Raw genomic sequence first — 24,887 nt, 5'->3', positions numbered from 1 at the left:
TGTATGTGAGGATTTATTTAGATCTGTACGAGTAGAATTATTGAAAGACGGCTATACGAACATAAATATAAATGAAATAGAACTAAAGAACTTGAATAGATTGATTTACTGATAAATTAATCATGGAAGATTATTTCTAGCACTTACTAAATAGTAGGTGCTTTTTTCATGCCTATTTTTAGGAAGGAGGTGAAGTTATGGCAAACAGGATTAAAGGTATTACTGTTGAAATTGGTGGGGATACTACAGGCTTAGATAAGTCTTTACAACAGGTGAATTCGACTATTCGCTCAACCGAGCAGTCGCTTCGTGATGTTAATAGGCTTTTGAAACTTGATCCGACTAGCACGCAGCTTTTAAGCCAAAAGCAGGCTTTTTTGCAGAAAGAAATCCAAGAAACGTCTAATAAGCTTAACGTTTTGAAACAGGCGGATAAGCAGGCTAAAGTACAGTTGGAAAACGGGGAGCTTGGTAGAGACAAGTATGATGCGTTGCAGCGTGAGATTGTTGAGACAGAAAATAATCTTGATAGTTTAAAAGAAAAATTAAAACAGGTAGGTAGTGTTAGTTTAACCAAGCTTAGTAGCCAGTTTGATAGTACGAGTAAAAAGATAAAGAAACTAGGAGATGGTATGTCATCTCTTGGTCAAAGTTTAAGCACGAAAGTTACGCTGCCGATTGCTGCTATTGGTACTGCTGGTTTTACTGCTGCAGCAGACTTACAGGATGCTATGGGTGCGACAGAGCAGATTTACGGTAAGTCTGCTAACAGAATGCTTAAATGGTCAGGAAGTTTGAAATCCTATTATGGTATTGCTCAAGGTCAAGCTTTAGAGTATGCGAATACTATGGGCGCGATGTTGAAAAATATTGGTGGGAAAAGTGATGCTGAAGCAGCTGAGATGAGTCAGAAGCTGGTTGCTCTTGCAGGCGACTTGTCTGCTATGTTTGGTGGCACGACCGAGTCTGCTGTTCTTGCTTTAACGGGCGCGCTTAAAGGTAATAATGCGATGCTTGACAATTATGGTATGGGTGTTAACGAGGCGACTATTAAAGCTAAAGCTCTTGCTATGGGTTTGCATGATGGTAGAGGCGCGATGAGCTTGCAAGCGAAACAGGCTGCTACTTTGGCTCTTATTATGGAGCAGACTGCTGACGCTCAAGGGCAGGCTGGGCGTGAAGCTGCGGGCGCTTCGGGTTCTATGAAGATTCTAAAAACAGAGTTGCAGAATATTGCTGCGACTATTGGTAATGTTTTACTTCCCGTCATAACACCATTAATGCAGAAAATTTCAGCATGGCTTTCTAAATTTAAACAGCTTTCTCCAGAAAGTCAAAAACTTATAGTGACACTTGGGCTGATTGCTGCGGCAGTTGGCCCTTTTTTAGTGGTTCTTGGAACGTGTATTTCTAAAATAGGTGTTGCTATACAAGGGTTTTCTAAACTAGCTTTGTTTATAGGTAAAATGTTCGCAAGTTTTACTTCCGGCTCTAGTATTCTTGAAGGGTTAGGCGCTGTTTTAGGTGGAGTATCCGCGCCAATACTCGCTGTTGTTGCGGTTATTGGTGTTCTGGTAGCAGCTTTTGTAACCTTATGGAACACTAACGAAGAGTTTAGAAACAGTGTTATTGCTGTTTGGGAGAAAATTAAGGAAACTTTCACCGGTTTTGTTAATGGTGTTAAAGAAAAACTGTCAAGCCTTGGTATTGATTTTACGAGTATTGTTGAAGGGCTTAAAACAGTGTGGAATGGTTTGTGTGCTATTCTAGCTCCACTGTTTGAAGGCGCTTTAAATTTAAGTTTTACTAGTTTCAAAACCGTTCTTGATTTAATCACAGGCGTTTTAGACGTTTTTATAGGCTTGTTTACTGGTAACTGGTCTCAGCTTTGGAATGGTGTAAAAGAAATTTTTACTGCTGTTTGGAACGCGGTTAAAAACACGTTCATAACGGTATTTAACACGTTAAAAAACGTTTTTAACGTGTTTTTGTCTTTCTTTGGCACTAGTTGGAACAAACTGTGGTCGAGTGTGAAAAACTTTTTCATGAATGTTTGGAATAGTATCGTATCGTTTTTCACTAACGTTTTAAACGGTATTAAAAACACTGCAACAAGTGTTTGGAATGGTATTAAAACTGCGATCATGAGCGTGGTAAACGGTATTAAAACAAGCATTTCAACAGTGTTTAATTCAGTAGCAAACATGGTTAAGTCTGTGTTTAACGGTATTAAAAACACGGTTGTGTCAGTTTGGAATGGTATTAAAAACGCTATCATCACTCCGATTGAGGCGGCGAAAAACAAGGTTAAAGCAGTAATCGACGCTATAACAGGGTTTTTCTCTGGCATAAAACTTAGTCTTCCTCATATTAAACTGCCGCATTTTAGTATTAAAGGACAATTCTCTCTTACGCCACCGTCTGTACCGTATCTTGCTATCGACTGGTATAAGAAAGCAATGAACAAGCCAATGCTGTTAAACGGGGCGACTATTTTCGGTGAGAAAAACGGGCGTATGCTTGGCGGCGGAGAGAAAGGTCCGGAAGTGATTATGGGGTTGAATAGTTTAGAAAACATGACCACTGGAGCGAACACGCAAATGCTTAGTGTTATGAACCAGATTCTAGCGATTATGGACGCGTATTTCCCACAGTTTTCTAACCAGAGTATTGTGCTCGACACTGGTGAACTAGTGGGTGGTATCGCGCACAGGATGGACAGTGAGCTTTTTAAGCTTCAAACAAGAAAAGCAAGGGGGTGGTAGAAGTGTATGGGATGCTAATAAACGGGTTGCATAGTTTTAACGATCTAGGGCTTGTTGCTACAAGCCGTCCGCTCGTTCAACTTCCAGAACCTAAATTAGAGTATTTGCAAATACCAGGCAGGCAGGAAAGTATTGATATTAGTGAAAGTCTTGCTGGTGAAGTGTTATACGAGATGCGTGAAGGCTGTTTTGAATTCATTGTTGCAGACAAAAACAAGTGGAGTGAAACATGCCATAGTGTTAAAACGTTAATCCACGGTAAGAGTGTGAAACTGTCTCTTGATGATGAACCATTGTTCTACTATCAGGGTCGAGTGTGGGTTAGTGGTTTTAAATCGGATAAAAACTATTCAACTCTCACACTCAACTATAAGCTGCAGCCATATAAGTATAGTGTAGATGATTCGGATGGTGTTCACACAATATGGGGTGTGCAAGTAGATGATAAGCGGGAAATAACACTCGTTCACGATTTTGACATGACGCTGATTCCAGAATTTAACAACCTGTCATCTAACAGTATGCTACTGGATTCTAATGGTAAAAACTATGAGATTAAAACAGGTGTTAACCGTTTCCCACAGCTTCGTTCAAAAATAAACATGAGTTTAACATTCGTTGGAAACGGGATGGTAAATATTTCCTATAAAAGGGGGTGGTTGTGAGTGTACAGGATTATGCTTGACGGTAATACGATTTACTATCCGAATGATGATAAAGCAGTACTTGATGATATTACGTTAAACTTGGAGCTTAACACTGCGGGAACGTTAACGTTTACTTGCCCTAGTCAAAACCCTTGCTATGAGCTTATTAAAAACCGGAAATCAATAGTAAGCGTGTGGCGTGACGATGAGGAGATTTTCTTCGGCGAGGTTAGAGAACAAGTAAAAAACTTGTATGGTAGTAAGAAAGTAACTTGCGTAGGGTTGTTAACTTATTTAGCGGATAGTATTCAACCTCAGAAAGAATATCATGATCAGAGTTCCTACCAGCTTTTAGAAAAACTTTTACAAGCTCATAACAGTCAGGTAGATGATTATAAGAAAATAAGAATTGGTTTCGTAACAGTATCTGACTCGAATGATTCGCTCTACAGGTTTACTAATTTTGAAACCACGCTTGAAGCGATTATGGGAAAAATGGTTGAAAAGCTTGGCGGATATTTGCGGCTTAGAAAAGAAGACGGGAAACTTTACTTAGACTACCTACGTTTAGAAGAAATAGGTAAAGCTACAAGCCAGCATATTAGTTTCGGCTTGAACCTGCTTGAATACGCGGAAAACCTTTCAGCAGAGGATGTTACTACAGCGGTTATTCCTCTCGGCAAAGAGTTGGAAAACGAGAATGGTGAAAACGAGGTTCTTAAAAAGCATGTTGATATTACTTCAATAAACAATGGGAAAAACTATATAGTATCTCGTGAAGCGCAAAAAACATTCGGCTGGGTTTGTAAAGTTGTTAATTTTAATAATGTGACAGTTCCAACTAATCTTATGCGTAAAGCTACTAAATGGTTACAGGATAACCAGTTTGAGCATGTAGAAATAAGCCTTAGCGCGGTTGACTTATCCGAGTTAGGTTTATATTATGCGACGATTGAGTGTGGGGATAGGGTTCGTTGTCTCGCTCCACAATTTGGCATGGATCGCGTGTTTCCTGTAGTAAAACAGACTATACCGATTCAAAAACCAGGCGAAGTTAGAATCGTGCTTGCGAGCAGGATTTCTAAAGGGTATGTGCAAAACGTGTCGCATGCTGTTCAAACGTTAAAAGAAGAAGCGGTTGAAGCTAGAAAAATTGATAACGAGCGTGTTAAAGCTGCGATCGATAATATTAAAGCGCAAATGGGTAATTCTCAAAGCGGCTATAAGATAAGCGAATACGATAGTAAAGGCATGTGGGTTCGTGACCTTTACATGGATACGCCTGATAAGAACACTGCTACGAAAGTTTTACAGGTTAACATGAATGGTATTGCTGGAAGCCATAACGGTTTTTCAGGGCCTTACAATACTGCGATGACTCTTGACGGCATGGTGTATGGTGACAGGATTATCGGGCATTCGATTGACGCGGAAAAACTTTCAGTTTCTTACACTTCACAGGTAGAAAAGCAGATTAGTAAAGCAAAAAACGAGGCTATAAAAGACACTGGTAGGAGGCTTGAAAACTATTACACGATAAGTGAAATCAACACGAAACTCAATGTTACAGACGGTAAGATTGAGGCTGGTGTTGAAAGCGTTAACCATAGTCTTAAACAGAAAAACGGTAACTATTACGGTTCGTATACTCCAAGCCATTTTAACGCTCCTATGAGCTTGTGGCTGACTGATAGTGAAAAAATGCAGCATGTTGGTGATTTTTTCTACGACACGTCAACCGGCTACGCTTACAGGCTTATTGTTAAGCAGGAAAGTTTAGCCGTAAAATTTAATGAGAAGTCGCATACGGAATCAGCTTTTGACGATTTTGTAGACATTTTTTACAAGTATGAGGATAAAATTTACGCTATACCTGGTTTAACTGGTGAAAAAATTTCTGGCGCAACAGTGTTTGTTCCATCAAACGAGTTTTGGCTACATTTTAGAACTAACTGGTCTCCGTTTGACAATTATGGTTTTAAGATTGATAGCATTACAAAAGAGTATTCAGGAGAAATTTCAGGATACGTGTCTAAACTGCCTGAAGATATTAACATTATTGAGGTTAAAGGTGAAAATTATCCTGAGTCTGAACACCCGTATAAAGGTGGAACAAGCAAACTGTGGCATTACGTTTCCGCTGACAGTATAAGTAGTTTTAGAACGTTCGCTTGGGCAAGAGTTAAAGATAAAGACATTGAGGCTGCTAAATCCACGGCTGATAAGGCTATTTCTAAACTAACCATAGTAGAAGATTCCATATCTTCAATGGTTAAAAAAGGTGATTTTGGTAGTTTCATGCAGCAAAACTATAACAGTTTCCTTCTCGGGTTTAACCATTCGAGTAAATACGTGCAAATAACACCCGGGCAGATAGAGCTTTACGATGGTGAAGTTGATGAGGATCATAAAAGAGCTGTTTTTGATAAAAATGGGAACAACTTCTACCGTAACGGCGTGTATATTGGCTATGTTGGAACCGGCGAGTGGGAAGAAGATAATTCTCACAAGGGTCTAGTTTTTCATCTTACTAGCGACGGAAAGTATATGGCTTTCGCGCAGCGTAAATCAGCTGATGAAGAAACATACGCTACTATGCTGTGTTTTTCACGTTCGCAAAGCATTTATAAAGAGTATGGTATTCACGCTGGATGCAACTTTTACATGCATGGTAACAAGATTATAGATCCTGTTTGGCAAGACGGTGCAGGAGTAGACGCGGATATTAACTATGTGCAGATTATTGAAATGAACCAGGATGGTAAAGCTTCAAAATGGGGTTCTAACGCTCACATGGTGTTTAAAAACGGGATACTCATGAAAGTTAAATACTATTAAAAAGCGCGGAAGTGAACGCGGGTGGAAGCGCGGAAGTGAACGTGAGCGGAAGCTGGATGGAAATGGAGGAGAATTTGTTATGGAGAAACTAATTATTCCCACAAACAAAATAGTGGCTAATAAAGGCACGCGCTTAAAAGACGTGACAGAAAGTATTACGACACCTGTAGTTGATAATACGAAAATTTTATGCGAAATCAGCCACAAGCTGGATATTATTCTAAAAAGATTGGAGGAGAGTAGTGGTGAAACCGACGATTAGCTACGCGGTAGCTGTGCAAAAATATAAGGCTGAGTTAAACGAAAAAATAGTCGAGTTGAATAAGCAAATACCAATACCTACTTACATGATAGAAGGCATTGTTGCAAGCGTATTATCTGATATGCGTTCTGCGGTGATCGCGGAAAACTCGATGGAATATGAAGCGTATGTGAAACAGTTAGAAGACTATTTTAATTCTAGAGAACGCGAGCTTAACGACGAGATTTTGAAAATAAAAGCCGAAAAAACTGAAAAAGATGAAAAAGATGAAAAAGATGAAGCGGCTGGGAAAAGTGTAAAAGATGAAATGGTTGAGAAAAGTGTAAAAGGTGGTAAGGAGTAGTCATGTGTTGAAAAATAATATCAGTTGAAATGCTGAAATGTTGAAATGTTAGGGCAGGTGTGGTTTAAACCATGCCTGCCCTTTTTTATTACTTTCTACTTTTTGTTTTTTGTTTTTATAAGAGTACTGGCAAATGTTAGGAAAACTTGTAAGGAGAATTATGAGAGGATTTTGGAATAGTACCCAACTGGCTTTCACACTAGTAGGCGGCTGGCTGGGATACTTTTTAGGCGGGTGCGACGGGCTTATCCTCGCACTCGTTTTATTTGTAGTTGCGGATTATATTACAGGCGTGATGTGTGCGGTCACGGATAAGAAACTGTCTAGCAGCATTGGTTTTAAGGGCATTTTTAGAAAGGTGCTCATTTTTATGCTTGTTGGCATAGCAAACATTATAGATTTTCATGTTTTGAAACAAGGAAGCGTGATTAGAACCGCAGTAATTTTCTTCTACCTATCTAACGAAGGATTATCTTTAACCGAAAACGCGGCTCACCTGGGGCTTCCCGTGCCTGAGAAATTAAAAAACGTTTTAGAACAATTACACGACAAGAACAGGAAGGACAATACTCATGAGTAAAAAAGGAATAGACGTATCAGAATGGCAGGGTGACATTGATTTCAACGCGGTAAAAGCATCCGGCGTTGAGTTTGTGATCATTCGAGCAGGATACGGTATCGGATGCAAAGACAAGTGGTTTGAACAGAACTATCGTAAAGCAAAAACATGCGGTCTTGACGTTGGAGCCTACTGGTATTCGTACGCAAACTCCAGTTCTGAGGCAGCTGAGGAAGCTCAAAGCTGTGCGAACATGCTTTCAGGTAAGAGTTTTGAGTACCCAGTTTACTTTGATTTAGAAGAAAAAAGCCAGCTTAACCGTGGGCGAGCTTTCTGCGATTCGCTGATTACCAGTTTTTGCAATAAGCTGGAAGCTTGCGGGTATTATGCAGGTTTTTACACCTCGCTTTCAACTGCTAATAATCTTGTGTCCGCTCATGTTAGAAACCGTTACGCTTTGTGGATCGCACAGTGGAACACGCACTGCAATTATCAGGGTTCGTATGGTCTTTGGCAATACTCGTCAAGTGGCAGTGTGCCTGGAGTAGCCGGCAGAGTTGACATGGATTATGCTTACGTGGATTATCCGAGCGTGATAAAAAACGCTGGATTAAACGGGTGTAAAAACGGCGGCTCCAATCAAGCTACGCGCACGTCAAGTATTGATGAGGTGGCGCGAGAAGTTATTAACGGCGCTTGGGGTAACGGAAATGAGCGTAAACAGCGTTTAACTCAAGCCGGATACGATTATACGAGCGTGCAAAATAAAGTTAATGAGCTTCTCGGTGTTAAAGCCTGTAGAAAGTCAGTTGATGAGCTTGCACGTGAAGTAATCCGAGGCACGTGGGGTAACGGAAATGAGCGTAAACAGCGTCTAACTCAAGCCGGATACGATTATGCTACGGTACAAAAACGAGTAAACGAACTCTTATAAAACAGTTTGAAACATGTAAAGCCCGAGGCTTGTTCCTACATTGGAGCAATCCTCGGGCTTTTTTTATTTTTTAAGGTTAAATTGTCAAGTCAAGAGGTTAAAAAACACTGTTTTTTCTTTGCCTGTGATGTAAGGAGGCACAGGCAAATGAATATGGAAGAAAAACAGCAAATCAAATTACTAAGAGATGAAGGTCTTAGCTATACGCAGATTGCAAACCGTATGGATGTTTCCGTTAACACGATTAAAAGCTACTGCAAACGTAACAGTCTAGGCGTAATCCAGTCTATGAAAACACAGACGGCATTATGTGAATCTTGTTCAAAACCAATCAAGCAAAACACAGGAAGAAAAGTTAAACGTTTCTGCTCTGACGCGTGTAGAAACACGTGGTGGAGTAAGCATACACAGTTGGTAAAAAGACAGGCAAACTATGAGTGTGCTTGTCTTAACTGCAAAAATTCTTTTATCTCTTACGGTAATAAAACCAGAAAATACTGCTGCCACGCCTGCTATATAGAACATCGTTTTGGAGGTGAGCATCATGCTAATAAGTAATGATGTTCACGGGCTAACGGATGTTAAAGCGAGGGCTTGGACGAAAGAGAGTATGCAGGCGGATTTTCGTTTTGAAATAGCCGAAAAACTTACCATTTCACTCTTTAAAAAAGGGCTTATCAGCGAGCAAGAAAAAGAAAAAATAAGCCGTCTTAACAGGGAAAAATTTCACCCGTTTTACAAGGAATTATTGGGCTAAAAGCTTGATAAACACTGCTTTTAGAGTGATGTATATGACTGTAAGAAAGTGAGGTGAGATGATGAAAATGATAACAAAACTGGAAGCCAAACAGCCGGATAATTCTCTTAGAAAAATACGGGTTGCAGCATATGCGAGAGTTTCTAGTGATAGTGATGAGCAGCTTCTCAGTCTAGAGGTACAAAAGGAGCATTACGAAAACTATATTAAGTCTAATCCCTGCTGGGAGTATGCGGGACTTTACTTTGACGAGGGTATTAGCGGCACGAAAATCGATAAGCGTGAAAGTCTTAAACAACTGCTTAAAGACTGTGAGAGCGGTCAGATAGACAGGGTTATTACAAAGTCTATTAGTAGGCTTGCAAGAAACACGGTTGACTGTCTTGAAATAGTTAGAAAACTTACCGGTCTTGGTATTTATTTGTATTTTGAGAAAGAAAACATTGATACCGAGCATATGAGTTCGGAGCTTATGCTTTCTATCTTAAGTTCCATTGCGCAAAGCGAATCAAGATCTATCTCAGATAACAACACGTGGGCAATTCAAAAAAGGTTCGAAAACGGAAGCTATATCATTTCTTCCCCATCGTATGGCTATAAAAACGAGAACGGGAAAATGATTATCGTTCCAAAGGAAGCTGAGGTTATAAAAGACATCTTCAGTATGGCACTTTTAGGTAAAGGCGGGCATGTGATAGCTAATGAGCTGACTGCTAAAAAGATTCCTGCGAAAAGAGGAGCTAAATGGTCTTCGACTACCGTGAACGCTATTTTGAACAATAAAACATACACAGGGGATGTGATTTTTCAGAAAACATACACGGATGATAATTTTAACCGCCATAAAAACTGTGGCGAGAAAAAACAGTATGTTATTGAAAACCATCACGAGGCTATCATCAGCCATGAAACTTTTAATCTTGTGCATGAGCTGAGACAGAAGAGAAAATTAAAACTAAATATTACCGGCGGTAGTAATAAATACCTTGCTAGATATGTGTTTTCAGGGAAACTTTACTGTGGTAATTGCCATAGTAGGTTAAAGAAACACGACCGGTATAAAAAAGATGGAGCCTATGTTGTTTGGTGTTGTACCAAGCATATACGTGCAATTAAATGCTGCCCTATGAAAGCTGTAAAAGAGGAGTATGTTAAATTAGCTTTTCTTCAAATGCTTAACAAGCTCAAAGCAACATACGCTCAGATATTAACGCCTTTCATAAAAAGCTTAAGAAACGTGAATAGTAAAGACGGTTTGAACAAGGTTATCGAACTCGAAGAAAAAAAGCTTAAGCTGCAAGAACAAGAGCAAGTACTCAGTAAGCTTTTAGCCGGTGGCTACATTGAGATGGATTCCTACTATCTGGAAAGCAATCAGCTTCAAACGGAAATAGATACTTGTCTTAAGGAAAAACTTCAGCTTTCCAACAGCTTAAACGGTAACTTAACGCACTTAAACGAGGCACAAAAACTTCAACGGTTCGTAAGCGTCACAGAAGTATTTAGCGAGTTTAAGGACGAGAATTTTCTAGATTTCGTAGACGATGTCGTAGTTAAAAGCAGAACAGAATTTATTTTTCATTTGAAATGCGGATTGGAATTAGAAGAAGAGGTGAAAGAAACATGGCACACATCCCATATGGTTACCGAATAGTAGACGGTAAAGCGGTTATAGACGAAAAAGAAGCTCTGAAAGTGAGAGAACTTTTCCGTAAATTCTTAGAATTTGGAACGATTTCTGAAACGGCTCGAGCGGTGAACATTAATAAAACACATTCTGTAATTAGCAATATTTTGAAAAATAAAACGTACTTAGGAACATCGATTTACCCGAGTCTTTTAGATGAAGAAACTTTTTATAAAGTTCAGCAGTTAAGAGCCAACAATTTTAGAAAAAGACCTCGTACAACAGAGCTAAAACCTTTAATTACAACAAATTTCACGTATGAAATAGGCGTTATAGAAAAGAAATACGATGATCCTTATCGGCAAGCAGCATACGCGTACAGTCAAATCAAGGGAGGTGTAAAATGAATGCCAACGTTACAATTATTCCACCAAGAAAAATAGCGGGGAATACGGTAGATAAGCATAAAGATAAGCCGAAGTTAAGAGTAGTAGCGTATTGTCGTGTCAGTACTGACAGTGAAGAACAGGCAACAAGTTATGACACGCAAGTTCAGCATTATACGGATTATATTTCAAGAAATCCTCTCTGGGAATTTGCCGGCATTTACGCTGATGACGGTATTTCAGGAACCAGCACGAAAAAACGCGTCGGTTTCAACGACATGATCCACGATTGCATGAGTGGCAAAGTAGACATGGTTATCACTAAGTCTATTAGCCGTTTTGCGAGAAACACTATCGACTGTTTAAAGTTTGTTAGACAGTTAAAAGACAAAAACATTCCGATCATTTTTGAAAAAGAAAACATCAACACCATGGAAGCAAGCGGAGAACTATTGCTTACTATCATGGCTTCTTTAGCTCAACAGGAATCCGCGTCGCTTTCTCAGAATGTGAAGCTTGGACTTAAGTTTCGCTACCAGGAAGGGAAAGTGCAAATCAACCATAACTGGTTTTTAGGATACACAAAAGACGATGAGGGGAATCTTGTAATTCTTGAACAGGAAGCAAAAGTCGTAAGAAGGATTTATAGAGAATATTTAGAAGGAGCAAGTCTTAGAGATATAGCGGAGGGCCTTGAAAAAGACGGCATTAAAAACGGCGCCGGGCATTTAAAATGGCACTTGTCTAATATTAAAACCATTTTGCAAAACGAAAAATATATTGGTGATGCTCTTTTACAAAAAACCATCACGACAGATTTTATTAACCATGTTCGTATAAAAAACGATGGAACAGAACCACAGTATTATGTAAAAGATAGCCACGCGTCTATTATTCCAAGAGATATTTTCTTTAAAGTTCAAGAAGAAATGGTAAGACGAGCCAACATGTTTAGCGGTGAGGAGAACAAAAAAAGGAGAGTTTATTCCAGTAAGTACGCTTTATCCAGCCTATGTGTTTGTTCTAAATGCGGGGATGTTTACAGAAGAATTGCTTGGAATAACCGAGGAGTACGATCTATTGTTTGGCGTTGTTGTACCAGATGGGAAAATGGTCCTAGTGCTTGCGATGCTCCGACAGTAAAAGAGGAAGAACTGCAGTCTGCTACAGTGAAAGCCATAAACAAGGTGTTTAGTATATCGGATGAAGTATTAGACATGTTGAAGAATAATATTAGAGAAATTATCGCGGGCAATAACTTAAACGAGATTGAAACGGTTGATAAAAGAATCGCGGACAAACAAGCGATACTACTAACCTTGCTTAAAGCTAAAAAAGACTACACGAAAACTGCCAACGAGATTGATGAGCTTAAGGTTAAGAAACAGCAGCTTCTTATAGAAAAAGCAGGTCAAGAAGATGCTAAAAGACGAATCAGAGAAATGGAAGATTTTCTGAAAAATGAGCGTCACGATATTAGTGAGTATGACGAGAAGCTGGTAAGAAAGTACATCAAGAAAATAAAAGTTTACGAGGACAAGTTCAGCGTAACTTTTAAATCAGAGATTAGCGTGAATATTGAAAGAGCATCATAAAAGCCAAAGTACTTTTAGCATTTGAAATGTTACAAAACTCAGCCTAGGGGGAATCATCTCTAGGCTATTTTTTATGCTCAAGAATCAAGCTATTAAGCCAATCTTAAACCTTTTAACGATAGCTTTTCCTATCGTTAAAAAGTGCACCCACTATCCATAGTGTGCACTCAAAAAGTGTAACTATACTTGGAGTTCTCTCAATCCACGTCGAGAGTGTCGTATTGATGTCAAAGGCTGATTAGGTGGGTGCAAGTTTGCCCTTGTGTAGAAAGTCTTAGCGAGGGCTATCGTTAAAAGGTTTAGCGTGCGGCGGCTGTAAGCTGGCTTGGCGTTGTTTTTGAGTGTGATTTGGCTGTATGGGGGAAGATATCAACGCTCTGGGGTCGAGTGCACAGGATGTTAACGTACTTCGCTTGCGTTGAAAGCACACTGTGCTTTCAACTTTGAGCAAGCTCAGCGAATCGAAGTGCATTCGCGAATTATGTTTTAATCGCTTATGCAAGTCGATTCGCCACTTTGCACCCACCTTGCAAGTGGAAAAAATTTATGCAGAAGGAAATGTACTGTAGCATATGTGGGAGAAAAAATATACGAGTCTAGTGAACAGGTTCAATACTTTAGAATCAAGGCTTAAGGGAGTAAAAGCTCGTATTGTTGAAAAGCAAATGAGGCATGATGAAGTTGAATATTTTATCGAGGACTTGAAAAAACAGGACTTGTTAACAGTGTTCGATGAAAACGTCTGGCTTAGCATTGTTGACCATCTAACTGTGCATCACGATGGAAAGGTTGATCTTACTTTCATTGATGGGAGCAAAACGGAACTAAAGTGTTAAGCTTACAGGAAAAGTGTAAGGTAAAATAAAAGTATATCAGCAAGTCTCTGACGTGCTTTTTTGCTGTTAAAAGAGTTACGGGTTGAGTATCAATGGAGAGAAGAGGGTGCGTCTGTCGAAAAAATGTCCGCACCCCCTTGTCTAAAAAATTTAACATTTTGAAAGGAGAAATAATGGAAACAATAGTATCCGCTTTATTAGTTTTTGTTTCTACATCCATTGACTACTTAGTTGTTTTGACTATTTTATTCGCTAGTCAAGGAAAGAAAGGTTTGAAATCAATTTATGTAGGGCAGTATTTAGGTACAGGACTGCTTGTACTGGCTAGTCTTATTGCCGCTTACTTTTTAAATTTTATTCCACAAGATTGGATTATCGGACTCCTTGGTCTAATTCCGCTAGGTCTTGGTATAAGAGCAATTTTTGTGGATGAAGATATTGATGAAGAAGATATCGAGGGGAAAATTACCGGAGATGGATCAAAAATCTTAGCATTTACAAGTTTAACAGTGGCAATGGGTGGAGATAATTTAGGAATTTATATCCCCTATTTTACAGGAAAGAGTTTGATTGAGATTAGTATAAGTTTAGTAATATTTGCCTTAGGGATTTTGATTCTATGCAAATTATCTCAAAATCTCGCCTCAATTTCTGCTATCGGAGAGACTGTGGAAAAGTGCGAAAAAGTAATTGTACCTGTCGTGTTTATTGGACTCGGTCTTTATATATTGATTGAAAATGGAACTATTAATTATTTCATAGGTCAAGTCCTAAAAGTTGTGTAAATTCATTTCCTTCCCTTTATCTGCTATTTTTATGTTCAAACTCAAACGAGAAAATAAGCGGGGCTTCCCACCATCACGGCGCTTGATCGTACTATCTGATGCAGTAATGCGAACATAAAAATCGTGTATGACAGTCAAAAAATCCCATTCGTGCAAATGTGTTGCAATATGCGATACAGTATTTATGGTGTGTGTATGGAGATTGGTTGATATGGCAGTTACTAAAAGTGCGAATGTGAATGTGAGAATACAGGAAAATATTAAGCAGCAGGCTGAGCAGATTTTGGAAACGATTGGAGTTCCTATGGCTACTGCTATTGACATGTTTTATCGTCAAATCATTCTTAATAAGGGTATTCTGTTTTCTCTTACTATTCCGAAGTCGCTTCCAGCACAAGATGATATGGATGAGAAAACGTTTAATGCTTTGATGACTAAAGGCTATGATCAGGCGGCTCGCGGTGATAGTTATCCGATAGATGATGTTTTTGAAGAGCTTGAACGATGATAGGGATAGAAAAATGTCAGATTCATCGATGAAAGAGAAGGAAAAGCAGGAACATACTCCCACAGATGAGAAAAATCCACTATATTGTGAATCACATGAGCAAATATGTGAGAACCTTAACAGTGCAAATAAGGAATTGTCCAAGTATAAGGTTTTACAACTGAGTGCGGAAATCTTTTCCATCTTAATGATTATTGGAACTGTTTTTATGGCGTCCAATAAGCTACAGCTTTTTGGATGGATCACCTATTGTTTTGCAATTCTTCTTCTTGTTGTAGTGTCTCTTATTTGGGTTATTTGTGTTATTGGGCAGCGCAATATACATAGTCGTTTTAGGAGTGCAAATGTAGAGCGTAACAAATCTTTTCTTAGCTATGATAATCAACAGGGGAAGGGTAGACTCTCACTGGTTCTTTGTTGCTTTTTTGTGTTAAGTGGTATTCTAACTGCATTTTTTGAAATAACTGCGTTGCATCTTCCAAATCGGTGGCTTTTGCAGACTTGGGTATATGTTATATGCGCGGCAATGCCAGTTGTTTGGATGATTACGATTGCTCTTGAATGTGTTTTCTATAATCTCTATCTTATTTCGCGTATACGGAAAATAGGTATAAGAATTGTACTTCGTTATCTATCTGTTCTACTTTGCGTATTGATTATCTTAGGTCTTGGATTTTTTGACGTTTTATTTATTGTTGGAAGATATTCTGTGAAACAAAATGATAATGGTACATACACAGAGCACGTGGATGATATGTATGCTCCTTTTGAGTATTATCTTTATCGGTCTGAAGGTCCGTTTTTCCTTAAGTATCTTCGACCAATGACAGATTCAAGTGATACTGATCCAAAAATAAGTGAATCTGAGTGGTATCGCAGAATCGATCGCAATAACAGGAAAGATACAAGATTAAAAGATACAAGATTAAAGGTTGAAGAGCCAGATAAAAATTACGATTTGCATGATGCCGCTGAGCGTGATTTAGAATCAAAGAAGGAAAGAAATGCAGCGCTTAAGATATTTGATAAGTATTTTGCGGCGAAAGGCTTTGCGTTCAAGGAGAACTATACCGCCAAGGGGGATATGTACTTTGTTCTGAGTGAAAGCCGTTCGGACATTACTTATCTGCAGTATAACAGGGACTCTCAGGATGGAAAATGTGGTCTTTATATTCTGTTTAAGGCTTCAAAATCTTCAAATGGAAGCTGGTCGTCGAGTGATGCTCATATGCAGAACACTTATACTTATGAATATAGCACTGGACTGATTGCAGAGAGCAGTAGGGCAGATTGGTAGTAGGCAGAATCGTTGGATGCCAGAATCGAAGAGTATCTGAAGATTGCCAGATAGTGATTGTCAGATAGTAGAATCCATATTTGTGTGCTCTAGTTGCTTATGTTTTAGGGAACAAATCGGTGTAAAAATTGTAAAAAAGTTCCCTGCATTATTTGATTTCTCATGGTAATGGCTTGTTGGTTATTCAAGAAAATAAGGTTCCTGAGTTTAAGAAGTTGCTTGTTGAATATTATGAGGATTAAGATTTGCAGTCTGTAACGGATGCGCTTGCTTGCGTTAGTGAAGATGATTGGAAAATGCGGTGCGAACATGAGAGAAAACAAATTGGCGGTCGGTTGCGCTCATTTGTCGGCAGAAATTGCGCTTTCAACGGAAATTGCCAATCGCACTTGCTACTACGCAACTGCTGTTTCAGCTATAATTTCACCACGATCATGATGAATTCGAGTTTGAAATGGAGATGTTTTTATGATTTTAGCAGATAAAATATTGGAACTGCGTAAACAAAACGGTTGGTCGCAGGAAGAATTGGCGGACAAATTGGGCGTCAGTCGCCAAGCTGTTTCCAAATGGGAAGGCGCACAAAGTATCCCGGATATGGAACGGATAATTGCATTGAGCCGTTTGTTTGGTGTTAGTACAGATCTTCTGGTAAAAGATGAAATTGATGTTATGGGGAAGAACGTCAACGCAGATGAAAATGCCTGCCAGGAAGAAGCTGGCGTTCGCATGCGGGTAATTGAGCTGGAAGAAGCCTCCGCTTATATTGCTCACAGAATATCATTTGCCGCCTATGTTGCTCTAGGCGTTCTTCTTTGTATTCTGGCGGCAATCCCGTTAATCGGCAGTAATCTTTTGCTTTCTCCCACAGTAAATGCGCAAGTCGGTAAAACTATTGGCTTAGCATTCAGCGTTGCGATTATTACCGTAGCTGTAGTTATTTTTATTATTCAGAGTTTCCACGAAAAGCGTTATCAATATTTGGAAAAAGAGGACTTTGAAACGGCTTACGGCGTTGACAGTGTGCTCAAAGAACGCTTGGAACGGTTCATGCCGTCGTATGTGCTGCGGACGGTCAGCGGTGTCGTTTTATGTATGGTTGCCTTTATTTTTCTTATAATTTCGGATATAGTGCCGGAATTTTATCAACTTTCATCCGACTTTTTTGTAGTTATCGCTATTGCCCTGGTGGCAGCAGCTGTTTATTTATTTGTACAGGCGAATATTATCCGCTCGTCCTATTACCGTTTGCTGCAACCGAAGAAAAAGATTGTCTATCCTGCAAAGATTAGGTTATTGCTCCAAGCTTACTGGCTTATAATTATCTTCATTTATTTAGCCTACAGTTTCATCACGTCCGATTGGGGAAAAAGTTGGATTGTTTGGCCGTTGGCCGCATTGACTTACGGAGTAATAGAAGTAGTGCTCAAAGTGTGGAGGCTCGGAAAGAAATAAGTGACTTTCAGCGTCGATTTTGTGGCGAATAACAGGTGCTATCCAGACGAAATATGGTATGCTTGCGCTTAATATTACCCCCAAGGGTGAAAGTATGATTAAAAATGTCGCACATATAGGCTTTACCGTCGTGGTGCGGACATTTTTTTAGACAGCCACACCCAGCCTACTTCTGTTCTCGATAAGACTTATTCCTCCAAGTTATCAAGTTGCTTATTTGATGGCTAGTGAAGATGCTCGTAGTAGGGAATTTGGCGTTTATTGATTGGTTAAGGATAATTATCCCAAATTCGTTTTATCGATGGACACAATGAATTTTTCGCAAGAAGGGATTATATACAAATATTTACCGGATTTTCTATTGGAAGAGAATGCGTAAGGTACTTGATTTTGCTCTTATGTAGATTATGTTTTGCGATGGCTATTATTAAAGGGTTTAATAAGCAAGAGCAAGCGCGATGTTTCATCATTTTCCGACGATTGGCGAACTTTCATTCCGACGATTGGCTTTGTTTAGAAATGTGGTTGTAGGACTAAATGTTAAAAGGTTTAGCGTGCGGTGGATTTAAGCTTACTTCTCGAGATTCTAGATGTGATTTTGCTATTCTGCTGTCGAGTGTTTGCGTGCTCTAGTTGCTTATGTTTTAGGGAACAAATCGGTGTAAAAATTGTAAAAAAGTTCCCTGCATTATTTGATTTCTTATGCTGTTACAGTTGGTAACTATAGTGTTTCACCTTGTTTCTTTTTCCGTTGTAAATTATTTGTTAGTTTGTAATTAGTCGGTATCTAAATCAAATGTTTCAATACTATTTTGGTTTCCGTCAAGTAATTTCATGATGCGTAATAAGTGATTTGAAAGGAGTTGCATTGTGAGTAGTGTTATACCTTTGGGAGAAAAAATTAGAAAGGCTCGTCTGGAAGCTGGGTTGACGCAGGAGGAGCTTTCGGAATTATTGATGGTATCTCGTGCTGCTGTAGCAAAATGGGAAACGAATCGGGGTTTGCCGGATATCGAGAATCTGAAATTTATTGCGTATGCTCTAAGCGTGAGTGTTGATTATCTTTTGGATGAGAACAATAGTGTTGATTTTTCTATTACTAAGAAGCCTATTAATCTCAATAAATATGGTTTCGACGGTAGGTTGAGCAGTTTTAAGAAGTCGAAAGTTAAAGAGCAGATTGTCATAGATGAATATCCTGACTCAGAAATCAATATGCTAACTGTTGTTAAGACTTATAACAGTTCATCTGAGAAAATGGTGGATAATTTTGTTGGATGGTTTTCTACTTTCTTTGGAGGATTGCCATTGTTTGGCATATATGATTTCAGTAAAGCTGTTTCCACTCTTGGGGCTGATCAGTATTATTTGGTGGATAAAAAAGATAAGCAGTATTTCGTGCTTATAACTGATGAGTATATTATTAGCAGAATTATGGGAGTGGCGTTTAATAGTAAAAAGTTCCGTATTGGAGATAAAGAATTTATGAAAGTTGGTTTTCTTCGTAATAAGTAGTAAATGGGAGGGTGGGTCTGGTTTTAATATTTTTTCTCATAATATTTGTTGATAAAAAACATGATTAATGGAGAAAAGGCGACTGAAATGGCTAAAAGAGCAGCTGGTAAATATGCTTTTGTGATAAATGCAATTATGGCAATTATTCCCATTAGGTGCATTAGTATGAATGCTATTGTTGCATTTACTTTATCTTTGATTTTCTCGTTTCTTTCATCGTTCACATTTATTTTGTATGTGTGGTCTTTTTCCATCATCTTATAGTGCATGATTTTTACGTGTGAAAGTGAGATAATCGCAACAAAAACAACTGACAATACAATTTCGACGGATTCGTTCAGTTTAAGAGTCAGTGCAAGAATTAATCCGCAAATACCTATTACATAACCTATGTACCAAAAATTCTGGGTTTTTTGTTTTTTCATTTTTTATCCTCCTCGTAGATAAATATTTCTTCGATTGTTAAATTAAAGTACTTAGCAATTTTGTATGCCAATATGATTGACGGGTTATATCTCCCATTTTCCAAAGAACCGACTGTTTGTCTTGATACTTCGAGTGCGTCAGCAAGTTCTTCCTGGGTTATGCCTTTTTCTTTTCTAATTTGTTCAAGTCTATTTTTCACATTACATTCTCCTTTCTAATGGAAAGCTAGCTTTACATATAAGATAATCATTTCGAGAGTAAATGTCAAGGTGACTTTCCATTGTATTGAATAAAGATGTGGTGAGCACTTGTCGTGAGTTTTTCTTTGCTTGTGCTGATGCTAATGCAGTGCCATTGCAATGCCAATGCAATGTTGTATAATTGCCGTAAGAAATAAGGGGTGATTGTATGGCGAAAACAGCTAACTTGTATACTCGTATTGATCCAGAGTTAAAAGAGCAGGCAGAGTATATATTGAATTCTTTGGGTCTTCCTCCTTCGAGTGCTATTACCATGTTTTATAAGCAGGTTGTTTTACAGCAGGGGCTTCCTTTTGATGTGAAATTGGGTTATAGAGAGCCGCGTGATGTGAGTTCTATGACTCAAGGTGAGTTGAATGATGAGTTGGAAAAGGGTTATAAGTCTGTTTTATCTGGTGATGTGAAGCCTGCGGATAAGGTTTTTGAGTCCTTGCATAAGGCATAGGGTTCGTGTCGTGTGATAATTCTCTTATTTTTTATTTTGTTTTTGAAGAAAGGCATGAGGTTGTGGTTTCTCGTGTGCTTTATGGGAAAAGAGATATTGAGAAAGTTATAAATGGCAATTAAACCCTTTAACGATAGAAAGTGGTTATCGTTAAAAAGTGCACCCAGTATCCATAGTGTGCACTCAAAAAAGTGTAGCTATACTAGGAGTTTTCTCAATCCACGTGGCGTAGTATTGATGTCACGGGCTTAATAGGTGGGTGCATTGAAGGCTTTGTGCTTTTGGTTTCTTCTTCGTAAAAACTCTTTAACAATGATTGGAATTATAGTTGGGATACATTCAAGAGTAATAAAAAATGTAATGTACGTGCAAGTCCAGCTACTACCCAATTGCCGAGGAGACTCTTGTAATATCAATAAATCAATAGCAGGGGCGATAAGCGCGATAGCGATGGTTTTACAAACTCCTAAGTTTTCGAGTGTTTTTTGATTGACAACAATCGAGTAAAGAAGAATTTTTGTTAAACCAAGTGCATGAGCTATAACAATGAGTAAAAAGGGTGAGTCATAAACAATTTCCCAATCGAGTGATTTAAGAGAATTGATAATAAGTCCTAAAAGAGGGAGTAATAATGAAAAAAGGAATAATCGTATAGCTTGATATACAGATTTCTTCATAACTAACCTCCTTAAATTTATATAGTCAAGTGGATGCCTACTGTCATAGACAGACTATTTTTCACTTATTTTACGTTAATTTATCTTACTTAGAAAGTTGGAATAATCATATCCGATTAAAATCTAGCGGTCATGTGCAGACAGGACTTAAAGAACTGGATAAATACGGCATTGATTATCATATCGTGAAAACAATCCCAATGGGGTGAGGGTTGGATATGTGCCGAATTATAAGGCACCGAAAAAGAAGAATGGTGTTAATCAAGCGTGGTTTTCGGCTAGCTGGTAAGCAAGGACATGGTCTTTTGGTTACAACGTTTAGGTTTTCGCAGAAAGCTAAAGATTACGCTGACAATCAGCATATTATTTTGGTTGATGGTGTGAAGCTTGCAAATCTTATGATTAAGCATAATTTTTGTGTTTCAACAAGAAAAACGTTTGAGATTAAAACGATTGATACTGATGCTTTGCTTGAATATCAAGATGAATAGTGTTTTTGTGTAAGTTTTGTGCTTTGATTTTGTTGGTTTTTAGTTTGTTGCTGAGTTTTTTGAGATTTTAGATGCGATTTTGCTGTTTTATCAGTTATAACTTATAAATTATCGATTTTGCCATTAAATTTCACTTATAAGCGATGAGTGCGATGAAAAGTCTTGGTTCTGGTTCTGGTTCTGGTTGTGGTTGTGGGTATTGGTTAAGTGAAAATCGTCTTAGAAAAAATTTTTATATGAGATTGAAAACGATATAAAATAAGTGGTTTTAACATATTGTAAGTAATACCCACTAATTTCGGAGTGGGGAAATCCTCCACCAAAATGTTATACTTTTTATAGTGTAAGTAGGGTGAAAGAAAGTAAATATGAGGGAGGTGAAAAAATGAATAAGGCTAAGATGGTATTGCAGAATACAGATATTAGAAAAGATAATCATCAGTTTGATGATATTGTTAAGATTGTCGAAAGTGCAAAGGATCGCGCTTATAGAAAAGTTAATGAAGAATTAATCTTGATGTATCAGGAAGTGGGAAAGTATATAAGCGAGAAAAGTAAAGAAGCAGCTTACGGATCAAATTTTGTGGAAAATGTTGCTGATTTTTTCTCTGAAAATTATCCTGATTTAAAAGGATTTACCCGTAGGGGACTTTATAGAATGAAGCAATTCTATGAGATATATAAGGATGATGAAAAAGTGTCAACGTTGTTGACACAATTGAGCTGGTCTAATCATTTGAAAATAATATCTGGATCTAAGAGTAAAGAAGAAAGAGAATTCTACATTAACTTAGCTATTAACGAGAATCTAACTCACCGAGAGTTGGTAAGGCAGATGGACAGTGGCTATTATGAGCGTTATATGCTTTCAAATAGTAATAATTTGCCTGCTATACAAAGGGTAAAACAAGAGACGCATAATTTGTTTATGGACAGTTATGTTTTAGAATTTATCGATGCTCCCGAGCTTGGTAATGAAAGAGAATTTCAGAAGTCAATCCTAGAGAATTTGAAGAACTTTATTTTAGAGATTGGGAAAGATTTTTCCTTTATAGGTAATGAGTATAGGGTACAGGTTGGCAATCATGATTACTATATAGATTTGCTTTTCTATCATAGGGGATTATCTTGTTTAGTTGCATTTGAATTAAAAATTGGAGAGTTTAAACCGGAATATATCGGGAAAATGAGCCTCTATTTAGAAGCACTGGATAGAGAAGTAAAGAAACAAACTGAAAATCCAAGCGTAGGAGTAATCCTTTGTGCTTCAAAAGATGATGAGGTAGTAGAGTTTGCATTAAGTAGAAGTCTTTCGCCTACAATGGTATCTGAGTATACATTAAAACTGATAGATAAGAATTTGTTGCAACGAAAATTAAAAGAATATATAGATATTGCGGAAGAAACAAACGAATAAAATTTAATAATATAATGCGTAAAAGGTGATTAGAGTAAAATCTAACCGCCTTTTTGTATTTTGAAGCTGTTTGTTTTCTGCTAGTGGATTTGAAGCATTTGGGATTTGTTAATAATGGCAAGCCTTTTAACGATTACCTTTTTCTATCGTAAAAAGTGCACCCACTATACATAGTGTGCACTTGAAAAATAAAAAAATTTTTCTTTAATAAAGCTTGTATGTATGGTTTTTTTTTAATAGTAATACTATTAAAACTAAACAGACTATTATGGATTCTAATTTTAATAGAATTGCATTCTTATTAGAGTTGCATATTAAGAATAAGGAGAACTTATGAAATTAATTAGACCAGATAGTAAATATATCCAAGGTTATATAGAAGCAAATGAAGAAGATGAAATTTTTAGGCCGAATGCAGAGAGACGTTTTAGAAATTATGAGACAATTATAGAGAGTTCTTATAATATTGAACATGGTATAAATTTGCCTGAAAATTATGTTAAAGCTACTACGTTTTGGCTGATAGATAATGAAAAATTTATTGGTGAAATTAATATTAGGCATGAATTAAATTCTTTTTTAATTAACTATGGTGGTCACATAGGGTACGAGATTAGACAGTCTGAATGTATGAAGGGCTATGGAACAAAAATGCTTTCTATGGCACTTACATATTGTAAAGAGACTTTGAATCTACATAAAATTCTGATTACGTGTGATGATGACAATATTGGATCCATACGAGTTATAGAAAATAATGGTGGAATTTTAGAAAACAAAGTGAAAAATAGCTTATCAAGAGGAAACGTTACAACAAGAAGGTATTGGATTAATATATAGGAAAAATATTAAATTTTATCTGTACTGACCACTCAATCGTGGCTTAGGACAATTTTTAGACATTTTGTATAATCAAAGCACGATATTCCGTGATTGCTTTTTCTAGGAGAAGATGATGAGTGAGACGAATGTAAGGCCAGTGCTTTTCGAGCATGCTTTTTGGGGTCATGTGATTACAGAAACTGTTGCTAGCGTTTGCACGCTTATTATTTCGCTGCTTGTACAGCAGTTCGTAGGGCACCGCGTACTAGGTTGGGAAACTGTGGTCATACTCGCGTTGAGTGTTGTGGTGTTTTCGCTGCTAAGTACAGCGTATTTGCAGTGGGATAGGCATCGTAGACCAGATGACGGGTCTGGTGATTTGCTTATTGGAATCATCGATTTTGTGCTCAGGCTGCTGGTGACCTCTGGTATTGCTTCATTGATTGTTTCCGATATCACGTTGCTAAGCATTATTATTGGTGCAGCGGTTACTAGTGTGTTGCTGTTTGTTTTTGAAAAGCCTTGGCAGCCATGTATGACGGATGCGCAATTACAGGAAGCTTCAAAGAAATCGGTTGAGCTTGGCGTTCAAATGCTTGAAGAAGAGCGCGTAAAGCGCGCCGAGGCGAGAAATATGATTGCATTACAGCATGCGAGCGCAGGTAAAACAGGCACTCCTAGAGATGTGTCTTTAACATTTTCCTCGTTAATCGTTGCGAATATGCTGATGGAAGCAGTATATGCTGTTGTCACATTTTTGCTTGCATTGATGCTGCAATGGTGGATGCTGGGTAGTATCGCTGGCTGGCGAACGCTACTCGTCATATTCTTGGGCAATATGCTATTTTCTTGCGCGGCGGCTGCGATTATGGTTCTGATGGGCGCATTGAAGGATGATCAACCGAAATGCCTAACAAAAAGTTGGCCTTTCTTAGTTATTGTTGTACTGCTTCGACTGCTGATTTTTGGTGTTCTCGCTTGGCTTCTTACACCGAGTTTGGTATGGGTGAGCGTAGTTGTTGGCATTGTGCTTACCAATATTGTTCTCGTTATCAAGTGGCATCCACGGAGAAGAACCGCAGTAGCCGCATAAGATTTTATAAGACTGTTTTCTTCTCTTTTGAGCAAAAGACTCTACGTACGTCGAGAACGTTTGCTTGATGTCAAAGGTTGTGTATTAAAAGCATACGGATCGCAGACGTTTGAATAAAGATGTTTTATTTTTTTTTAATCATAAACC

At 38.1% G+C, this 24,887-nt stretch carries 26 protein-coding genes; 23 read left to right on the top strand and 3 right to left on the bottom strand.

The window, feature by feature from the left end; genetic code table 11:
- Positions 1-197 precede the first annotated feature (197 nt).
- The 18 genes from HXT25_RS00800 (at position 198) to HXT25_RS00715 (ending at position 19,109) form a co-directional block, all read left to right on the top strand.
- Positions 198-2,765, top strand: a complete 2,568-nt coding sequence (locus tag HXT25_RS00800) for a hypothetical protein (protein WP_422118574.1) — start codon at positions 198-200, stop codon at positions 2,763-2,765.
- Between the two features lie 11 nt (positions 2,766-2,776).
- On the top strand, positions 2,777-3,430 hold the full coding sequence (locus HXT25_RS00795; protein WP_422118573.1) for a hypothetical protein: 654 nt from the start codon (positions 2,777-2,779) through the stop codon (positions 3,428-3,430).
- A gap of 12 nt (positions 3,431-3,442) precedes the next feature.
- Entirely contained in the window at positions 3,443-6,250 is a 2,808-nt protein-coding gene (locus tag HXT25_RS00790) for a phage tail spike protein (RefSeq protein WP_422118831.1), read from the top strand.
- 79 nt (positions 6,251-6,329) lie between these two features.
- Positions 6,330-6,512, top strand: a complete 183-nt coding sequence (locus HXT25_RS00785; RefSeq protein ID WP_422118572.1) for a hypothetical protein — start codon at positions 6,330-6,332, stop codon at positions 6,510-6,512.
- Positions 6,493-6,855, top strand: coding sequence for a toxin (locus HXT25_RS00780; protein ID WP_422118571.1), 363 nt, complete (start codon positions 6,493-6,495; stop codon positions 6,853-6,855). The genes HXT25_RS00785 and HXT25_RS00780 overlap by 20 nt, the downstream gene beginning before the upstream one ends.
- A 160-nt stretch (positions 6,856-7,015) precedes the next feature.
- Complete coding sequence (locus HXT25_RS00775; RefSeq protein ID WP_422118830.1) at positions 7,016-7,435, top strand: phage holin family protein; 420 nt, start codon at positions 7,016-7,018, stop codon at positions 7,433-7,435.
- On the top strand, positions 7,428-8,348 hold the full coding sequence (locus tag HXT25_RS00770; RefSeq protein ID WP_422118570.1) for a GH25 family lysozyme: 921 nt from the start codon (positions 7,428-7,430) through the stop codon (positions 8,346-8,348). Before HXT25_RS00775 ends, HXT25_RS00770 begins: the two co-directional genes overlap by 8 nt.
- A 147-nt stretch (positions 8,349-8,495) precedes the next feature.
- Positions 8,496-8,906 (top strand): helix-turn-helix domain-containing protein, encoded by a 411-nt coding sequence (locus HXT25_RS00765; protein ID WP_422118569.1) that lies wholly within the window; start codon positions 8,496-8,498, stop codon positions 8,904-8,906.
- Positions 8,893-9,105 carry an SHOCT domain-containing protein gene (locus HXT25_RS00760; protein WP_422118568.1) on the top strand — a complete coding sequence of 71 codons (213 nt, stop codon included), beginning with the start codon at positions 8,893-8,895 and terminating at the stop codon, positions 9,103-9,105. Before HXT25_RS00765 ends, HXT25_RS00760 begins: the two co-directional genes overlap by 14 nt.
- A 61-nt stretch (positions 9,106-9,166) precedes the next feature.
- Positions 9,167-10,759, top strand: a complete 1,593-nt coding sequence (locus HXT25_RS00755) for a recombinase family protein (RefSeq protein ID WP_422118567.1) — start codon at positions 9,167-9,169, stop codon at positions 10,757-10,759.
- The gene (locus HXT25_RS00750; protein WP_422118566.1) at positions 10,729-11,139 is read left to right on the top strand and encodes a recombinase family protein; all 411 of its coding nucleotides are present in this window, start codon (positions 10,729-10,731) and stop codon (positions 11,137-11,139) included. The genes HXT25_RS00755 and HXT25_RS00750 overlap by 31 nt, the downstream gene beginning before the upstream one ends.
- The gene (locus tag HXT25_RS00745; protein ID WP_422118565.1) at positions 11,136-12,713 is read left to right on the top strand and encodes a recombinase family protein; all 1,578 of its coding nucleotides are present in this window, start codon (positions 11,136-11,138) and stop codon (positions 12,711-12,713) included. The genes HXT25_RS00750 and HXT25_RS00745 overlap by 4 nt, the downstream gene beginning before the upstream one ends.
- Positions 12,714-13,285: 572 nt before the next feature.
- Positions 13,286-13,549 (top strand): hypothetical protein, encoded by a 264-nt coding sequence (locus HXT25_RS00740; protein ID WP_422118564.1) that lies wholly within the window; start codon positions 13,286-13,288, stop codon positions 13,547-13,549.
- Positions 13,550-13,722: 173 nt separating this feature from the next.
- Positions 13,723-14,334 carry a CadD family cadmium resistance transporter gene (locus HXT25_RS00735; protein ID WP_422118563.1) on the top strand — a complete coding sequence of 204 codons (612 nt, stop codon included), beginning with the start codon at positions 13,723-13,725 and terminating at the stop codon, positions 14,332-14,334.
- A 211-nt stretch (positions 14,335-14,545) separates the two neighbouring features.
- Positions 14,546-14,842 carry a type II toxin-antitoxin system RelB/DinJ family antitoxin gene (locus tag HXT25_RS00730; protein ID WP_004113314.1) on the top strand — a complete coding sequence of 99 codons (297 nt, stop codon included), beginning with the start codon at positions 14,546-14,548 and terminating at the stop codon, positions 14,840-14,842.
- A 13-nt stretch (positions 14,843-14,855) separates the two neighbouring features.
- Positions 14,856-16,139 (top strand): hypothetical protein, encoded by a 1,284-nt coding sequence (locus HXT25_RS00725; RefSeq protein ID WP_004113312.1) that lies wholly within the window; start codon positions 14,856-14,858, stop codon positions 16,137-16,139.
- A 468-nt stretch (positions 16,140-16,607) separates the two neighbouring features.
- Complete coding sequence (locus HXT25_RS00720) at positions 16,608-17,594, top strand: helix-turn-helix domain-containing protein (RefSeq protein ID WP_004574896.1); 987 nt, start codon at positions 16,608-16,610, stop codon at positions 17,592-17,594.
- Between the two features lie 870 nt (positions 17,595-18,464).
- Positions 18,465-19,109 (top strand): helix-turn-helix domain-containing protein, encoded by a 645-nt coding sequence (locus HXT25_RS00715; protein ID WP_004574848.1) that lies wholly within the window; start codon positions 18,465-18,467, stop codon positions 19,107-19,109.
- A gap of 23 nt (positions 19,110-19,132) precedes the next feature.
- On the opposite strand, the gene HXT25_RS00710 is transcribed toward HXT25_RS00715, so the two are convergent.
- Together HXT25_RS00710 and HXT25_RS00705 are read right to left on the bottom strand one after the other, a co-directional pair.
- Positions 19,133-19,534 carry a hypothetical protein gene (locus tag HXT25_RS00710; protein ID WP_004574913.1) on the bottom strand — a complete coding sequence of 134 codons (402 nt, stop codon included), beginning with the start codon at positions 19,532-19,534 and terminating at the stop codon, positions 19,133-19,135.
- A complete protein-coding gene (locus HXT25_RS00705) occupies positions 19,531-19,734 on the bottom strand; it encodes a helix-turn-helix transcriptional regulator (RefSeq protein WP_004113289.1) in 204 nt (67 codons plus the stop codon). Before HXT25_RS00705 ends, HXT25_RS00710 begins: the two co-directional genes overlap by 4 nt.
- Positions 19,735-19,943: 209 nt before the next feature.
- Here HXT25_RS00705 and HXT25_RS00700 point away from each other — a divergent pair, with 209 nt between their 5' ends.
- Positions 19,944-20,240 (top strand): type II toxin-antitoxin system RelB/DinJ family antitoxin, encoded by a 297-nt coding sequence (locus tag HXT25_RS00700; protein WP_004110949.1) that lies wholly within the window; start codon positions 19,944-19,946, stop codon positions 20,238-20,240.
- A gap of 248 nt (positions 20,241-20,488) precedes the next feature.
- Here HXT25_RS00700 and HXT25_RS00695 read toward each other — a convergent pair whose 3' ends face one another.
- A complete protein-coding gene (locus HXT25_RS00695) occupies positions 20,489-20,917 on the bottom strand; it encodes a hypothetical protein (protein WP_032836340.1) in 429 nt (142 codons plus the stop codon).
- Positions 20,918-21,168: 251 nt separating this feature from the next.
- On the opposite strand from HXT25_RS00695, the gene HXT25_RS00690 reads away from it, so the two are divergent.
- From HXT25_RS00690 to HXT25_RS00675, 4 genes are all read left to right on the top strand, one after another.
- Positions 21,169-21,408, top strand: coding sequence for a restriction endonuclease (locus HXT25_RS00690; RefSeq protein WP_004137791.1), 240 nt, complete (start codon positions 21,169-21,171; stop codon positions 21,406-21,408).
- A gap of 385 nt (positions 21,409-21,793) precedes the next feature.
- Positions 21,794-22,825: a PDDEXK nuclease domain-containing protein gene (locus tag HXT25_RS00685; protein WP_004137784.1), complete on the top strand. Its 1,032-nt coding sequence runs from the start codon at positions 21,794-21,796 to the stop codon at positions 22,823-22,825.
- 333 nt (positions 22,826-23,158) lie between these two features.
- Positions 23,159-23,665 carry a GNAT family N-acetyltransferase gene (locus HXT25_RS00680; RefSeq protein WP_101888711.1) on the top strand — a complete coding sequence of 169 codons (507 nt, stop codon included), beginning with the start codon at positions 23,159-23,161 and terminating at the stop codon, positions 23,663-23,665.
- Between the two features lie 115 nt (positions 23,666-23,780).
- Positions 23,781-24,740 (top strand): hypothetical protein, encoded by a 960-nt coding sequence (locus HXT25_RS00675; RefSeq protein ID WP_422118562.1) that lies wholly within the window; start codon positions 23,781-23,783, stop codon positions 24,738-24,740.
- Positions 24,741-24,887 lie beyond the last annotated feature (147 nt).

The organism is Gardnerella sp. DNF00476 (genome assembly GCF_049262735.1).
GTDB lineage: Bacteria > Actinomycetota > Actinomycetes > Actinomycetales > Bifidobacteriaceae > Bifidobacterium > Bifidobacterium vaginale.
This window is presented reverse-complemented; position numbering and strand designations above follow the sequence as displayed.

Coding starts and splice junctions, on each gene's coding strand:
- HXT25_RS00785 (WP_422118572.1), top strand. CDS start 6,330: ATGGAGAAACTAATTATTCCCACAAACAAAATAGTGGCTAATAAAGGC.
- HXT25_RS00680 (WP_101888711.1), top strand. CDS start 23,159: ATGAAATTAATTAGACCAGATAGTAAATATATCCAAGGTTATATAGAA.
- HXT25_RS00770 (WP_422118570.1), top strand. CDS start 7,428: ATGAGTAAAAAAGGAATAGACGTATCAGAATGGCAGGGTGACATTGAT.
- HXT25_RS00755 (WP_422118567.1), top strand. CDS start 9,167: ATGAAAATGATAACAAAACTGGAAGCCAAACAGCCGGATAATTCTCTT.
- HXT25_RS00675 (WP_422118562.1), top strand. CDS start 23,781: ATGAGTGAGACGAATGTAAGGCCAGTGCTTTTCGAGCATGCTTTTTGG.
- HXT25_RS00765 (WP_422118569.1), top strand. CDS start 8,496: ATGAATATGGAAGAAAAACAGCAAATCAAATTACTAAGAGATGAAGGT.
- HXT25_RS00760 (WP_422118568.1), top strand. CDS start 8,893: ATGCTAATAAGTAATGATGTTCACGGGCTAACGGATGTTAAAGCGAGG.
- HXT25_RS00750 (WP_422118566.1), top strand. CDS start 10,729: ATGGCACACATCCCATATGGTTACCGAATAGTAGACGGTAAAGCGGTT.
- HXT25_RS00800 (WP_422118574.1), top strand. CDS start 198: ATGGCAAACAGGATTAAAGGTATTACTGTTGAAATTGGTGGGGATACT.
- HXT25_RS00795 (WP_422118573.1), top strand. CDS start 2,777: ATGCTAATAAACGGGTTGCATAGTTTTAACGATCTAGGGCTTGTTGCT.
- HXT25_RS00685 (WP_004137784.1), top strand. CDS start 21,794: ATGAATAAGGCTAAGATGGTATTGCAGAATACAGATATTAGAAAAGAT.
- HXT25_RS00740 (WP_422118564.1), top strand. CDS start 13,286: ATGTGGGAGAAAAAATATACGAGTCTAGTGAACAGGTTCAATACTTTA.
- HXT25_RS00690 (WP_004137791.1), top strand. CDS start 21,169: ATGGTGTTAATCAAGCGTGGTTTTCGGCTAGCTGGTAAGCAAGGACAT.
- HXT25_RS00745 (WP_422118565.1), top strand. CDS start 11,136: ATGAATGCCAACGTTACAATTATTCCACCAAGAAAAATAGCGGGGAAT.
- HXT25_RS00720 (WP_004574896.1), top strand. CDS start 16,608: ATGATTTTAGCAGATAAAATATTGGAACTGCGTAAACAAAACGGTTGG.
- HXT25_RS00730 (WP_004113314.1), top strand. CDS start 14,546: ATGGCAGTTACTAAAAGTGCGAATGTGAATGTGAGAATACAGGAAAAT.
- HXT25_RS00700 (WP_004110949.1), top strand. CDS start 19,944: ATGGCGAAAACAGCTAACTTGTATACTCGTATTGATCCAGAGTTAAAA.
- HXT25_RS00695 (WP_032836340.1), bottom strand. CDS start 20,917: ATGAAGAAATCTGTATATCAAGCTATACGATTATTCCTTTTTTCATTA.
- HXT25_RS00725 (WP_004113312.1), top strand. CDS start 14,856: ATGTCAGATTCATCGATGAAAGAGAAGGAAAAGCAGGAACATACTCCC.
- HXT25_RS00710 (WP_004574913.1), bottom strand. CDS start 19,534: ATGAAAAAACAAAAAACCCAGAATTTTTGGTACATAGGTTATGTAATA.
- HXT25_RS00790 (WP_422118831.1), top strand. CDS start 3,443: ATGCTTGACGGTAATACGATTTACTATCCGAATGATGATAAAGCAGTA.
- HXT25_RS00735 (WP_422118563.1), top strand. CDS start 13,723: ATGGAAACAATAGTATCCGCTTTATTAGTTTTTGTTTCTACATCCATT.
- HXT25_RS00775 (WP_422118830.1), top strand. CDS start 7,016: ATGAGAGGATTTTGGAATAGTACCCAACTGGCTTTCACACTAGTAGGC.